Below are 14389 nucleotides of genomic sequence, written 5' to 3'. Positions count from 1 at the left end.
AAGATAAAGTTTTAGATTATATAATGTGATAAATAATTTACAATTGAAATAGAAATATGAATTTTTTTATACAACATATAATCATTATCTTTTACGATAATATTGTTTTTATTATATTTATAAATTATATCATTTTTCATAAATCTATTTGCTTGGTTATTTTATGTTGGTTTTCTTTATGTCTTTTTAAACACCATATTATATCTGCTATAAGTAAACCAATATATACTCCAAATCCTGGTCCACTTACTGATATAAATTTATTTTGCCAAAGAGTTGCTGATAATAATGAAACTACACTACCTACCAAAGTACCTATAGACATCCTAATTACTATATATATTATTAAACTTTTTTTATTGTTGTTCAAACTTATTTACTCCTATTCTCACATATCCAAATATATCGAGCGAAGTCCCCTTTGATTGTTTTTTCTGCTTTGCAGTAGTCAATTATCTTTAGTTGATTCGCATATAGCTTTTCTTTAATATCCGTTGACGTAACAATAATAATTCTATTGGCAATCTGTTTAGCGTGCTTAATGATATCCAATTGTTTTTCTTCATCAAAATGACTGAAGTTATTATATGGCAAATCAACAATAACCGCATCATAGTGTTCTTTAATATTTTTCATATCACCTGTTACAATTTTAGCATCATATTTATAGTAGGCTAAATTTAAACGAGCCAATTTCGCTATCTTAGGATTAATCTCCCATCCACATATATTATATCCTGCAAAAATACCTTCTAATGTAACCGTTCCAACACCACAGCAGGCATCAATTAAGCATTTTGAAGTATCTCCTTTACTTGCCACATTGATAAGTACTTTAGCCATATCCACTCCTAATGCGCTAGAAAACGAGTGGGGCTTTTGCTTATGTGCACGCCATTTATAATTATTTTGTTCTAAATAACCAAAATACCAATAACCCTTATAAGCTGTAATTCCTAATAATATTTTGGGAGATTTAAAAGATGGATAACCAAATATGCGAAGACCTATTTCTTTTGACAATTTTTTACCTTGGTTAATATTGGGATCTCTGTTATACATGGCAACATACTTAACCATAAAATCATTAGCGCTAAAGTTTTCTGCCATAATCAAATCAAGAATTTTATTGAATGTATTTTCCTTATATATGATTTTTATTCTATTCTTTATAAAAGGGCTAATAGAAGGATCAACTTCTTTGTTTGTAAAAAACACTTTCTCTTTAAGTTTATAGTCAAAGAGCGCTCTAACTTCAAAAGCACACAAATTACCATCTTGTTCATTATAGTTTACATTGTAAATATATTGATCCATTTTCATTAGCTAATCTCCATTTTATATGTACTTCTATTTATTATACCCTAATATGAAATATAAGAAATATTTTACAGCTACTATTCATAAATTCTTTATAATTTGTAATATGTATAATTTCGTTGCAAAATGCCGTTAGGGTAACAAAAATAATATAGTATGTGAATTATATTATTTTTCTAAAAATATAAGTTTCAATTAATAAACTACTTTTAATGATTTTTGACTTTTACAAATACTTTTAAATATATAAGTATTTCTTTTTTTAGTCTTTTAAAAATATTGTATATTTTCATTTTTTAACTCCTCTTTCATTCTATTATTTTATTCTAACGAATTTTTGAAGATTAAACTAGCCAAAGTATTTCACACAAAATAATATACACTGTACTGACTTCCAATTATTACTATAATGTTTGTTAATAAAATATGAGTATTCAGTCTATATTTAATAATCCCTATACACTACGTTCTACGTAATTTATAAATTATAACTAAAGTTAAAAAAGAAACTAAATTAATAAAGACTAATATGGACCATTCAAAATCAAAACCTTTAATTATATAAGATACTAAAATGAATGTTATAGAACTTATTATTAAGTTTAAAATAGCTTTACTGAAAAATTCTTTTATTTCCATAAATCTAAATCCTCGCTTATAAGTAATCTAGTATAAAATCATAAGCTACAACTTTCGCATTATTAACCTCAATTGCACTATATGCTTAAATTTAATAAACTTCTACGCTTATTATATAATAACTTTTGAATAAATCAATATTAGCTGTGCAAGTTGCCATATATGCGCGCAAGTTGACAAAATATAAGCTTTTTAGGTAATAAGAGAGTTTGAATATTGTAGATTTTTATCTATATCAAAAACTAAATTGATTTTAATATAACGAAAAATATGATATACTATTATATATTTCCATAATTGTACAAATTAATTATTTTATTATTCACTTAAAGGGGTTTAAGATGATGACAGAAAAAGAACGTGTTTATCAACTGGAAACTACTGTTTCCTTTTTTAATCAATATAGTCAATTGAAACCATATGCTTATCAAATTTTATTCGAGCAAATGGCGGAAAAGCATTTGTCAGATTTAAACGTCAATGTTGATTCCACTATAAAATATGGATTAGCATGGGCATTAATATCTATGTCAGTTGAAATTTTAAAGCCTATAGAACCTGGAATGACTCTCTATGGTAATACTTGGTATTCTCAACATAAAGGACCTTATTTCAGACGTGAGTTATTATTCAAAAATAATTCTGGTGATATAATGTTTCAAGGGTCAACATATTCTGTATTGCTTGATGTGGAAAAACGCTCTATTTTTCGTAAAAAAGAAGTACCTTTCCCAATGGTTGAACCTACAGAAGGCATTTTGCTTGATGCTTCACCTAATTTTAAAACTAATATGACATTTAAACCTATTATTGAAAGAGTTGTTTTTCCAAGCTATATCGATTGTGTCGGTCATGTTAATAATTGCAGATATGGGGAATTTGCGTATGATATCTTTACGCCAGAAGAACAAGAAAACCTTAAACAATTGAAGAGAATGGATATTTATTTCTTATCTGAACTACGAAATAGTGATTACTTTAACATGGAAAGAGCTTATGATGGAGAACAAATTTTAATTCGTGGTTATAATAAAACAAAAGACGATGTTTCTTTTAACATCGTCATGAGTTTTTAGTATTATTTTTTTATAGAAATATGTAATAATAATCATCAACTATTAAATGATAGACTTATAGTTGATGATTTTTTACTTTGTTATATTATTATAAATTTAATTCTTTCATAGTCTTATTAACAGATTCTTCACAAGCTCTCATTCCAAGAATTGTTTTTTCGAAAAGTTCATCTAAACTCCATCCGAGCATTTCTGCCCCTTGTTTAATAATATCACGTGAACATCCAGCTGCAAACTTTTTGTCTTTAAATTTCTTTTTAAGACTTGATATTTCAAGATCCATAGCACTTTTTGAAGGACGTAGACGAACCGCAGCTCCAATAAGTCCTGTCAATTCATCAGTGGCAAAAAGTATTTTCTCCATTTCATGTATTGGTGGCATATCTACGCATATTCCATATCCATGACTGCATATGGAATAAATCATTTCTTCACTTATATTCGCTTCACGTAGAAGTTCTTGTGCTTTTACACAGTGCTCCCTTGGATACATACCAAAATCAATATCGTGAAGAAGCCCTACTGTACTCCAGTAATCCGCCTCATCGCCGTAACCAAGTTCTTTGGCAAACCATGTCATAACACCACTTACTGTAAGACCATGTAGAATATGAAATGGCTCTTTGTTATATTTCATAAGTAATTCAATAGCTTTTTCTCGTGTAATAGTATTATTCATTTAAATAACCTCCAAAAATTAAATGAAAAATTCTAGTTTATAAATCTTTTAAATCATTATTTTAAACATTTAATAAATCATATAATATAAATATACCATAATTTAAAATTATTTCCCATATACTTTATAGACATGATTCAAAGATTTCTTCATACATCAATACTATACCAATCAATAATTATTAAATTATATTATACTATATGATAAAATTCTGAATTTAATTAGAATGTATTATTCATCAAACAATGGTGTACTGAAATAACGTTCGGCTGTGTCAGGTAAAATTGTTACCACTGTTTTTCCTTTCCCCAATTTTTTAGCAAGAGCTAAGGCTGCTGCTACATTGGTTCCACTGGAAATACCACACATAAGGCCTTCTTTTCTTGCTAAGTCTTTAGATGTTTGAATTGCTTCAAAGTCTGAAACCATATAAAGATCATTGTATATATTCTGATTTAAATTTTTTGGAATTACTCCGTCACCAATACCCATCTGCAGATGGGTACCAATAGTACCTCCTGCTAAAATTGCTGCATTTTCAGGTTCAACTGCCCAAATTTCAATATCAGGGTTCTGTGCTTTTAATACTTCACCAATGCCTGATATTGTTCCGCCAGTGCCGACGCCGGAGCAAAAACCATGAATTGGTCCTTCAACTTGTTCTAAAATTTCAATTCCTGTTTGGTATTTGTGAACCATAGGATTAGCAGGATTTTCAAATTGTTGAGGTACAAAGACGTTTGGATTTTCTTTCTGCATATTTAATGCGGTATTAAGACATTCTTCTATACAAGCGCCTATATCTCCATCATCATGAATTAGCACGACTTCAGCACCATAATGTTTTACAAGTTTTCTTCTTTCTTCACTTACAGAATCAGGCATAATTATAATTGTACGATATCCTTTTACGGCACCAATTAATGCAAGCCCAATACCTTGATTTCCACTGGTAGGTTCAACAATAATGGTATCAGGGGTTATTAATCCTTGATTTTCAGCTAAAAGAATCATATTATGAGCTGTTCTGGTTTTTATAGAGCCGCCTACATTTAAACCTTCAAATTTAACTAATACTTCGGCTCCGTTAGGATCAGCCATATGAGCTAATCGTATCATAGGTGTATGTCCCATAGCCTCAAGAATATTATTATGAATCATATATTTAACCTCTTTCTCTAACAATTTTATACTGTCATTATTTCTTATAGTTCTATTTTATATTAAAAACCAGAATCTGTTACTTTTACATCTGCTGATTTAATTGTCAAAGGGAAAAATAAAATCATTTTTCCACCCTAATAATTTATTCCAAAATTAATATTCTGTCAATCCATAAAACTTACAAAGTTCTTTAAAATAATTAAAATTTTTCTCGTTTATCTTATTTTTTATAGTTTTATTCCCTTTTTTATCAATTTAACTTATATTAAATTTTTTTGTTTATCTAATATTTTATATTATATTTAGTTTAATTATTAAAGACGCCATTCAATATTAAAATCCTCTGTTATTGATCCTTCAGGAATATATAGTTTATAAGTTTCAGCTGTACTTTTATATTTGCTTTCAGGTATTTCGGATTTATATTTTTCTAAATGTGGAGTAATAGAATTCTCTTCTATTACTTTCGTAACATTAGAAGAAAATGATATAGTTTCAAACTCTCCATTTTCTTTTGTAATTACTTTATACATATAGCTGTTTGATTTGTATACGTAAAATGTAGTGTTTTCATTTAATGTTACAAGATTATATGTATCGATCATTTCTTTTTCAATTGCTGTATCTAAGTTTACTGGATGCTGTTCCAGATCATCAAAATAAGGCTTTGATTTGTTTATAATAATAATAAAATTCCATAATATAAACATAATTACTAAAAAAATAATGATAGAGTAAATCATTTTTAATGAAAATATTAATTTTAACATAATAATTCTTTCTTTCTATCTAAAATAATATTAATATGTATAAAAATTTTTTATTGTTATCTTTAAACTTGCTTTAAATAAACAAAAATAACAGATGAAAATCTATAAAATAAAAGTATTTATTATTAATTTTTAAAATCTAAGATAAAAAGTTTTCTAATATTATTAGAAAACTTTTTATGGATATTTACATATTTTTATTCTGTTCTTCCTTAAGAACTCGCTTCATTATTTTGCCTGTTCCATTTTTAGGAAGATTTTCAACGAATTCAATTTTACGAGGAAGTTTATATACAGCAAGCCTTTCTTTTAAAAATTGAAGTAATTCTTTTGAAGTACATTCTTCATTCTCTTTTAAAACAACAAAAGCTTTAACAGCTTCACCTCTAAGCTTATCTTTAACTCCTATTACAGCAACTTCTTTTACTTTTGAGTATTGATAAATTGCTTCTTCAACTTCTCTTGGATATACATTCATACCAGCAACAACTACCATGTCTTTTTTTCTGTCAACAATATAAATGTAATCCTCTTCGTCTTTTTTTGCCAAATCTCCAGTATGAAGCCAACCATTACGCAATGTCTTTTCAGTCTCCTCCGGTTGCTTATAGTATCCCATCATAACATTCTCACCTCTTACTACAAGCTCACCAATTTCATTTGCAGGAAGCTCTATATCGTTTTCATCTACGATTTTGCATTCTATATAAGGAATTGGCAATCCAATAGAACCCTCCTTTTGTACTCCATGTGGAGGATTAAAAGAAACTCCAGGTGATGCTTCTGTTAAACCATAACCTTCTACAACAGGTAATTTCATAATTTCTCTGCTCTGTCTGTAAATTTCAACAGGTAACGCTGCACCCCCTGATACAGCTAAACGTAGTTTAGGGAAAGTAATATTTTTCTTACTTGCTTCTAATAATACAACATACATGGCTGGAACACCCATAAAAATGGTAATATCATCTTTTATAAGAATATCAATTACTTCTTTTGGTTGGAATGATTCTAAGATTGATATAGTAGCTCCTGACCAAAGAGGCATAAGTATACATGCTGTGAAAGCAAAGACATGAAACATGGGAAGTACACACATATAGTTATCATCTGGTCTTGAATGAAGTCCTAAATAACATTGTTCTGCATTAATAGTTAAATTTTTATGTGTAAGCATAGCAGCTTTTGGTTTTCCTGTAGTTCCGGAGGTATAAAGAAAAGTAGATATAGTATTTTCATCTGTAAAATCTTCAAAATTATCTATTGAAATCTCTGAAACTTTCTTATAGAATTCTTCGTTCAAAACTATAAGTGTTATTCCTAGAGTTTTTTCTATATGTTCTTTTGTAAAATTTGATTTTTGTAAAATCATTGAATTTACTATCATAAATTTTGCTTCTGAATCTTTTACAATATAAATTATTTCTTCCATAGTAAGCATTAAATTAATAGGAATGATAATGCTTTTATTCCTAACAGTTCCCATATACGAATATATGAATTCAGGAGAATTAAGACAACTTAGTATTACTTTATCTCCTTCTTTTAGTCCAATTTGTTTAAAATAACTTGCATACGATAATACCATTTTGTCAAGTTGTCCATAACTAATACTATTTCCCTTAAATTTTATTGCAATTTTTTCTTTATTAAAATTTGTTTTATAAATACTGCCAACCATATTAATCTCCCTTAAAAAAATTTTGTTTATTATTATCTTATATTCTATTTTGAAAAATATAGTAAAAATATTTCACTATATTTTACTATAATAGATAAAAATAAGAAAGTATTACCATTAATAAAAAAATAATCTTAATATTTATAATTTTTAATCTTATTATATTTAATATTAAACCCCCAATGGAGTTTTGATATGTTCTCTCCTTGATAAACAGTTCTATCTACCTAAAAGGGAATCTATCATTTTTCCTATAGGGGGTTTTTTTGTTATTAAGATTACATAATTACTAAATTACTAAATTTTTGTTGAAAGTTTTATTTTACTAAATAACTTCATTTTCAAATCCTTTCTACCTGCTTGCAATTTTCAAATCCGTATTATAAAAGAAAATAAAGAAATTTATTAATTATTAATATGGTAAGAATAATTGCTATAAAGATTTTTCTAATTAATAAAATTATAATTAATTACTTCTTTTATTATACTAAATTAAATATTCAAACTTATGTGAAAAATTCACAAAATTATGACATAATTTGACAAAACAAAACAAGGCATAGCAATAAATAACATAATTATTTTATTGTATACCTTGTAGATGTTAAGAATATGAATTTAAAATTAGTTATGAAATGATAATAGCTCAGCCCATTTAATTGCTTTTTTTAAATTTTCTTCGGTATTCTTTTTTAATGGATCAATAAAATCAATTTCGCTAACAAAATAATTATTTTTGAGTTTTTGTCTAAACATATTAAAACATTTTTTGGCTCCACCACCTGCATGACAAGCAAATAATGCAATATTTTTCCCAGTAATATTATATTGATTCACAAAAGTATTAAATGGTGCTGCATATGTCCCTGCCCATATAGGTGTTCCTATAATAATATTGTTATAAGAAGAAAAATCAATATCAGTATTTAATAATTCAGGTTCTTCTTTAAGAACAACACTTTTACCTCCCCATATGTATTTTTTAAAACCTTTGGATGGGTATATCTTTTTTGTTTTTAATTCCATTAATTCCGCATGTAATTCCTTTGCAATATTTTCTGCAATATACTTTGTATTTCCCTCTAAGGAATAATAAATTATTAATGTTTTCATATTATCTCATCTCCAATTTAAATTTTCAGTTCTACCAATTATTGAGGTAAATATGGCAGGACTATAATGTACAATAAAATCAAATAAAATTATTATGTAAACATATTTCATTTGATTTTGTTTAATTGTTTTATACAGCAATAATCTATATCATTTGATAATAATTCATTTGCATGTTTAAAAATCAGTTCCTTTTTCTCTATTCCGTAATCAAATAGTGGATCTATTTGAGAAGTATTACTAATATGCACAGGAATAATGATATAGCTTCCAAATTTATGAAACTCTTCTTTAAAATATTGTAAATTTTTTAAATATTTTGGTGGAGTCATTCTGTTAATACGTCCAGACAAATTATAATTGTCTAATTCATTGTTTATAAAACTGTCAAAATTAGTGCTTATATGAGTAGAATAACCATATTCTTGATTTGGGATATCCCCTTCGATTATTGCTATTCGTATTTCTTCAAAAATATCACGATGTCCAAATTTTTTAATCCAGTTTGAAAATATTTCGATAGCAGCTTCTTTGTTTTGATAAGTGATACCTAAATACGGTGATGAATCTTTACCTGATAAAAAAACTGTACTTTTCCATTTTGCCTTATCCCAAAGTTCTGTATTGATCACATTAGTTCCTAATAAATTTCCAGTTCTCATAATATACTCCTATTTAATTATTAATTTTGCTAAAGTAAACCAAAAAGGTATTATTCTTTAACTGATTTTTATTTCTAATTATTTCATATTATATAGTTATATATTTGGGTATTATTTCCACTACTTCTTTCATTATACTAAGCTTTTTGTATAAATCAATACTATTTACACAAGTTGCCATATATAAGCATAAAATGACAACGATATATTTTAAAAGAATCTAGGAGGCGTTTTCTTATTAACTATAAGTTATATTTATTCATAAATATAATAAGAATTAATTATAATTTAAAGATATATGATTAAATTTATTGAATAACTTATAAATCTAAATATAGGTTCTTTATTTAACTTTTAACTTTTTTTATATTCCCAGAATTAATAGGTTGGCCTAAAAAAATATATAAATATGCTTCTTATATTTAATTTTTGATAAATAAATTCTATTCTTTGAATTCTTATTATTTTAAACCTTGTACATGAATCCAAGTATGAAATTTATTTACTTCATCAATATTTGGCAATGATATTTGTGCTCCTGGCTTTGTAACTGTGATTGCACTTACCTTCATAGCAAATAAAATTGCTTCATCTATGGTTTTATTTTGGCTTAAATATACAGCTAACGCTCCATTAAAACTATCTCCGGCAGCTGTTGTATCAATAACCTTAACTTTATATGCTGGAAAATATTCAACTCTGTTTTTACTTATATACATACATCCTTTTTCTCCTAAAGTTACAACTAATTCATTTGCACCTTTGGATATTAACTTTTTCCCTGCTTTTTCAATGTTTTTTAAAGAATCTGTTTTCATATCAGATAAGATTTCAAGTTCAGTTTCGTTTGGAGTTAGTATATCTGCATACATTAACATTTCTTTATTTAATTTTACTGCCGGTGCAGGATTTAAAATAGTTTTTATTCCTGATTTTTTTGCGATTTTAAGTGCTGCTTTTACTGCATCAATTTTATTTTCAAGCTGTACTAATAATAGTTGTGAATCTGTTATTATTTGATTTAAATTTTTAATCTCAGAAGGGGTGAGAGTATAGTTTGCGCCTGGTGCTACTGTTATACAATTATCACCGGAGGACTCTACAATAATTACAGCTGTACCTGTTGCTACATGATTTTTTTCTAAAATATGAGTTACATCTACGCCATCTTTCTCTAGTAATTTTTTTAATAAAAATCCCAAATCATCAGTTCCTATACAACCAATCATGTTTACTTTTTCTCCAAGTTTTGCAATTGTATCAGCTTGATTTCCACCTTTTCCTCCCGGAATCTGTTGAAAATTTTTTCCCAATACTGTTTCACCGGGTCTGGGAATTTTATCTGCATTAAACACTAAGTCCATGTTTAAGCTACCAACTACTGTAATCATAGTATTTGTCCTCCTAATATACAAAGTTATTTTATTTATTAATATGGTTTATTTTGCCCTTTTTTGTTAAATATATCTTATTGATTTATTTTTAGATATGAATATTACATAAATAAGTATATAAATATTAATTAAAACACCCTCTTTTCTTAATTTATAATCAAGAACAAAAGAGGGTATTTTTATAAACATATATATTTTTTATATTATAATAGGTAATTATGGTATTAAACTTTTTGTATTTCATTAACGAAACCATCTTCGATCATTGAAATCATATGTATTGTTATATCTGGATCAAATTGAGTACCTGAATATTTATAAAGTTCTTCAACTATTTCATCATAATCCATCTTTTTTCTATAATTTCTGTCACTTGACATAGCATCATAAGAATCTGCTACACATATAATCCTTGCACAAAGAGGTATATCCTTACCCTTTAGACCGCTTGGATAGCCCAGGCCGTCATACCTTTCGTGATGATATTTTGCTCCATCTATAATATCAGGTAATATTGTAAAATCCTTCAAAATATCTTCACCTATAATTGTATGCATTTTTATAGTTTGCCATTCTTCATCATTTAATTCATCTAGCTTATCCAAAATTTCATTATGGATTCCTACTTTCCCCACATCATGTAATAGTGCAGCATAATAAATGTCCATTTCTTTTTCAGTCAATTTCATTCTTTTTGCAATTTCATGGCTATATAATGCAACTCGTGTAGAATGTCCTTTTGTATATGAATCTTTTGCATCAATAAAGTTAGCAAAAGTATTTAGAGATTGGATTATAATTTTCTTATCCATATCTTCTCTATTTTTATATAATCTCATACGAAATACTATAAAAAAATATATAAGTAAAAAAATCGTTGTAATAAATAAACTAATGAGAAGTAGCCAAAATAATGAAATTTGCAAAAAGCTAAAAAATTTATCTTGATTATTCTGAATAATGCTATTAAGAACAAAAAATCCAATTCCATTAAAAAAAATTAATATAAAAAACAAATAATTTGTTCTGATATCTGTAAATTGCTTATTTTTCATAATACATCTCCAAGTTTAAAAGAGCATATAATAACGTCTTAAAATAATTTAAACATTAGTAAAAATACAAACTGGATTGAAATTTATTATATAATTACAAAATTGGATTTTTGTATTATCAATTAATTATGACGTAATTTTGCACTCTTCTAAAGTTTTTAAGTCAAAGTATATGATTACTACTTAATTATTTTAATACTTATTTTCTGATACTATATTCTCTTCTATAGAAATATTATTTCTATTTATTTCTTCTAGAGCTGTTTCTTTATGTAATTTAAATTTATCTATTAAATCTTTTAAAATTTGAGCTTGTCCAGACAATTCTTCACTTGCTGCTGCGCTTTCTTCTGCAGTAGCACTATTTGTTTGAACAACAGATGCGATCTGTTCTACACCAATGTTTACTTGAGATATAGATTGTGCTTGTTGGTCAGAAGCTTCTGCAATCTTATCAATTAATTCAACTGCATCATGTGTTATTTTAGCACTTTTTTCTAAAGATTCTGCTGTGAAAGTTGCAAGATTTGAACCATTTTTGACAGCAATAAGTGTTTCTTCGATTAATTTTGTTGTGTCTTTTACAGATTCTGAAGATTTACTGGCTAAGTTTCTTACTTCGTCTGCAACTACTGCAAAACCCTTTCCTGCTGTTCCTGCTCTTGCTGCTTCAACAGCAGCATTTAAAGCTAAAATATTTGTTTGAAATGCAATATCTTCTATAACTTTAATAATTTTAGAAATTTCAGATGATTTTGATGTTATTTCCCCCATAGCTCCAACCATATTTTTCATCTTATTATTACTGCTGGATAATTCTTTTACTGCCAACTCAGAATTGTTATTTGCAAGTCGGGCATTTTCTGCATTACGTTTAACTTTCTCAGAAATTTCTCCTATAGATGCAGATAATTCTTCAATAGAACTTGCTTGTTCAGTTGTGCCTTGTGAAAGTGCCTGAGCGCCGTTAGATACTTGATCAGCCCCACATGCAACTTGATCAGAAGCGGAACTAATGCTTAGAAGAGTACTGCTTAATGTCATATTAATACTACGTATAGCTTTTAAAATATATTCATATTCGCCAACATAGCTTTCTTCACATTTTGTATCTACTACAAAATTTCCCTGTGACATTTCGCCAAGCAGATATTCAATATCTTTAATTATCATTTTAAGATCAGAGCTCATTGATGTGAAAGCTTTTGAAATTTTACCGATCTCATCCTTTGAGTCATAGTCTATATGTACATCTAAGTTTCCTTTTATAATTTCATTTGAAGCTATATTTATTTGATTTATAGGTTTTGTAATCATTTTAATAATATATGCGGCAAATATTATAGATCCAATTATAGCAATTACTAATATGCATAAAGTAAGTATAATGGAAAAGCTGAATAATGACTGTGTCTCATTACTTTCTTTTTCTACACCTTCTTTATTATAATCAACTAATTTTAAACAAATTTCGGAGACGTCATCAAATAAGGTTCGGGATTCTCCAAGCATCAATTCCATAGCATTATCAGTTTTATTATTCTTGCTTAATTCTATTAACTTATCGCTGATAACAATATAATCCGCCCATTTGAGTTCTGCATCTTCTATTAATTTCATATCTTCTTCATCTGCTAAAAGTTTATATTCTTCAAACATATTATCTATTTCATTTCGTTTTGATTCTATTTTATTATCATATTCTTTTTTACTAATACTATCATTGGAAAATAAATGTCCTAGCTCATAAATCCTATGATCAGATATCATTGTATCAATTTCCTCAGATATAACTACAGATGGCAGCCATTCCTCACTAATCGATTTACTTGAAACATTCATATGGCGCATTAGCAAAAGAGAAACACTCCCTACTATAATTAGACATATTAGTAAACTTGCAACAAGTAAAAATAATTTCTTTCCTATATTTAATTGCTTAATCATAACTTTGCCCTTTCATTAATCAGCTTCAACTTTAACTTTAGTATTTTTCTTTTAATTATAATTTTATATTTATTATGTAAAATATTTTAGTTTATTATGTTTTGATATTTTAATTATGATGTTTAACTTTAGATTATATTTATATTTTCTGATTTTTATTATTTGTGGTCAAAAAAATATTCATAAGGAACATTTAAAGCTGTGCATATTTTCACATATTCATCAATACTTAATTTTCTATATCCTTTAAGTGACATACTAATACAATCCTTTGATAAACCTGTTTTTTCGCTTAAAGATACTTGTTTAATTATATACCTTGCTATTTCTTTTACTATCATTTTTATCCCCCTTATCTTAATTAAGTATTTCTTAATTTTGACATTATAATAATACAGATTTACTCAATCGTCAATTGCTTTAATCAACAAAAAATAAAGTAATTCTGCATTTTTGTATTTACAAATCTTTATTCTAATGCTATTCTAATCATGAAAGTAGGTGTATATGTGGGCGAAATAAGAGATAATGTAACACGAAATCTTTGTTATTATCTTTCCTTAAAGGGAATAAGCCAAAAAGAGTTTGCTAAAAAATTAAGTGTTTCTCAATCAGCTGTAACGAATTGGATTAAAGGAAAAAATTCACCTGATATTGAAATGGTTGCTCAAATTTGTGATATCTTAGAAATTTCAGTTGTAGATCTATTTGGGACAAACTCAAACATTTATTATACAGATGAAGAAAAAGAAATTATAAGGCAGTATAGGAAGAAACCTGAATTGCAAAATGCGGTACGAATTCTTTTAGGGATAAAGTGAAAAAAGCAAATGACGAAATCAAAGATTTCTATAAGTAAAAGCTTTAATGATAAAAAAATCCCTGAAGC

The 14389-nt window shown here is 27.1% G+C and carries 15 protein-coding genes; 2 read left to right on the top strand and 13 right to left on the bottom strand.

From position 1 onward, the window contains the following. Nucleotides 1–136: 136 nt before the first annotated feature. The 3 genes from K292_RS15730 to K292_RS19500 are packed head-to-tail and all read right to left on the bottom strand — an operon-like array spanning nt 137 to nt 1468. Nucleotides 137–370, bottom strand: a complete 234-nt coding sequence (locus tag K292_RS15730; RefSeq protein WP_037372261.1) for a hypothetical protein — start codon at nt 368–370, stop codon at nt 137–139. 2 nt (nt 371–372) lie between these two features. Then, nucleotides 373–1323, bottom strand: a complete 951-nt coding sequence (locus K292_RS15725; RefSeq protein WP_037372259.1) for a TRM11 family SAM-dependent methyltransferase — start codon at nt 1321–1323, stop codon at nt 373–375. A 34-nt stretch (nt 1324–1357) separates the two neighbouring features. Then, a complete protein-coding gene (locus K292_RS19500; RefSeq protein WP_408605242.1) occupies nt 1358–1468 on the bottom strand; it encodes a hypothetical protein in 111 nt (36 codons plus the stop codon). Nucleotides 1469–2303: 835 nt separating this feature from the next. On the opposite strand from K292_RS19500, the gene K292_RS0102725 reads away from it, so the two are divergent. Next, entirely contained in the window at nt 2304–3035 is a 732-nt protein-coding gene (locus tag K292_RS0102725) for an acyl-ACP thioesterase domain-containing protein (protein WP_169515414.1), read from the top strand. 88 nt (nt 3036–3123) lie between these two features. Here K292_RS0102725 and K292_RS0102720 read toward each other — a convergent pair whose 3' ends face one another. The 10 genes from K292_RS0102720 to K292_RS0102675 form a co-directional block, all read right to left on the bottom strand. Continuing rightward, nucleotides 3124–3714 (bottom strand): hydrolase, encoded by a 591-nt coding sequence (locus K292_RS0102720; protein WP_027398548.1) that lies wholly within the window; start codon nt 3712–3714, stop codon nt 3124–3126. 231 nt (nt 3715–3945) lie between these two features. Continuing rightward, the gene (gene cysK, locus K292_RS0102715; RefSeq protein ID WP_027398547.1) at nt 3946–4875 is read right to left on the bottom strand and encodes a cysteine synthase A; all 930 of its coding nucleotides are present in this window, start codon (nt 4873–4875) and stop codon (nt 3946–3948) included. Nucleotides 4876–5192: 317 nt separating this feature from the next. Next, nucleotides 5193–5648: a hypothetical protein gene (locus K292_RS0102710; protein ID WP_027398546.1), complete on the bottom strand. Its 456-nt coding sequence runs from the start codon at nt 5646–5648 to the stop codon at nt 5193–5195. 187 nt (nt 5649–5835) lie between these two features. After that, nucleotides 5836–7329, bottom strand: a complete 1494-nt coding sequence (locus K292_RS0102705) for a long-chain-fatty-acid--CoA ligase (RefSeq protein WP_037372257.1) — start codon at nt 7327–7329, stop codon at nt 5836–5838. A gap of 624 nt (nt 7330–7953) precedes the next feature. Beyond that, nucleotides 7954–8442 (bottom strand): flavodoxin family protein, encoded by a 489-nt coding sequence (locus tag K292_RS0102700; RefSeq protein ID WP_027398544.1) that lies wholly within the window; start codon nt 8440–8442, stop codon nt 7954–7956. A gap of 107 nt (nt 8443–8549) precedes the next feature. Beyond that, on the bottom strand, nt 8550–9104 hold the full coding sequence (locus tag K292_RS0102695; protein WP_027398543.1) for a hypothetical protein: 555 nt from the start codon (nt 9102–9104) through the stop codon (nt 8550–8552). Nucleotides 9105–9565: 461 nt separating this feature from the next. Continuing rightward, complete coding sequence (gene rbsK / locus K292_RS15720) at nt 9566–10495, bottom strand: ribokinase (protein ID WP_037372254.1); 930 nt, start codon at nt 10493–10495, stop codon at nt 9566–9568. 227 nt (nt 10496–10722) lie between these two features. Continuing rightward, a complete protein-coding gene (locus tag K292_RS15715) occupies nt 10723–11553 on the bottom strand; it encodes an HD-GYP domain-containing protein (protein ID WP_051280195.1) in 831 nt (276 codons plus the stop codon). Between the two features lie 192 nt (nt 11554–11745). After that, complete coding sequence (locus K292_RS15710) at nt 11746–13500, bottom strand: HAMP domain-containing methyl-accepting chemotaxis protein (RefSeq protein ID WP_051280193.1); 1755 nt, start codon at nt 13498–13500, stop codon at nt 11746–11748. Between the two features lie 158 nt (nt 13501–13658). Beyond that, a complete protein-coding gene (locus K292_RS0102675) occupies nt 13659–13841 on the bottom strand; it encodes a helix-turn-helix domain-containing protein (RefSeq protein WP_027398542.1) in 183 nt (60 codons plus the stop codon). Nucleotides 13842–14009: 168 nt separating this feature from the next. Here K292_RS0102675 and K292_RS15705 point away from each other — a divergent pair, with 168 nt between their 5' ends. Then, the gene (locus K292_RS15705; protein WP_027398541.1) at nt 14010–14321 is read left to right on the top strand and encodes a helix-turn-helix domain-containing protein; all 312 of its coding nucleotides are present in this window, start codon (nt 14010–14012) and stop codon (nt 14319–14321) included. Nucleotides 14322–14389: the final 68 nt, after the last annotated feature.

This window comes from Anaerovorax odorimutans DSM 5092 (assembly GCF_000426305.1).
Classification (GTDB): domain Bacteria; phylum Bacillota; class Clostridia; order Peptostreptococcales; family Anaerovoracaceae; genus Anaerovorax; species Anaerovorax odorimutans.
The sequence above is the reverse complement of the archived record's forward strand: the minus strand, read 5'-3'. Positions and strand labels throughout refer to the sequence as shown.

Excerpts from the sequence above, each read along its gene's own strand:
- K292_RS15710 (WP_051280193.1), bottom strand. The coding sequence starts at position 13,500 with ATGATTAAGCAATTAAATATAGGAAAGAAATTATTTTTACTTGTTGCA.
- K292_RS0102700 (WP_027398544.1), bottom strand. The coding sequence starts at position 8,442 with ATGAAAACATTAATAATTTATTATTCCTTAGAGGGAAATACAAAGTAT.
- K292_RS15725 (WP_037372259.1), bottom strand. The coding sequence starts at position 1,323 with ATGAAAATGGATCAATATATTTACAATGTAAACTATAATGAACAAGAT.
- K292_RS0102725 (WP_169515414.1), top strand. The coding sequence starts at position 2,304 with ATGACAGAAAAAGAACGTGTTTATCAACTGGAAACTACTGTTTCCTTT.
- cysK (WP_027398547.1), bottom strand. The coding sequence starts at position 4,875 with ATGATTCATAATAATATTCTTGAGGCTATGGGACATACACCTATGATA.
- K292_RS0102695 (WP_027398543.1), bottom strand. The coding sequence starts at position 9,104 with ATGAGAACTGGAAATTTATTAGGAACTAATGTGATCAATACAGAACTT.
- K292_RS0102710 (WP_027398546.1), bottom strand. The coding sequence starts at position 5,648 with ATGTTAAAATTAATATTTTCATTAAAAATGATTTACTCTATCATTATT.
- K292_RS0102705 (WP_037372257.1), bottom strand. The coding sequence starts at position 7,329 with ATGGTTGGCAGTATTTATAAAACAAATTTTAATAAAGAAAAAATTGCA.
- K292_RS15715 (WP_051280195.1), bottom strand. The coding sequence starts at position 11,553 with ATGAAAAATAAGCAATTTACAGATATCAGAACAAATTATTTGTTTTTT.
- K292_RS0102720 (WP_027398548.1), bottom strand. The coding sequence starts at position 3,714 with ATGAATAATACTATTACACGAGAAAAAGCTATTGAATTACTTATGAAA.
- rbsK (WP_037372254.1), bottom strand. The coding sequence starts at position 10,495 with ATGATTACAGTAGTTGGTAGCTTAAACATGGACTTAGTGTTTAATGCA.
- K292_RS0102675 (WP_027398542.1), bottom strand. The coding sequence starts at position 13,841 with ATGATAGTAAAAGAAATAGCAAGGTATATAATTAAACAAGTATCTTTA.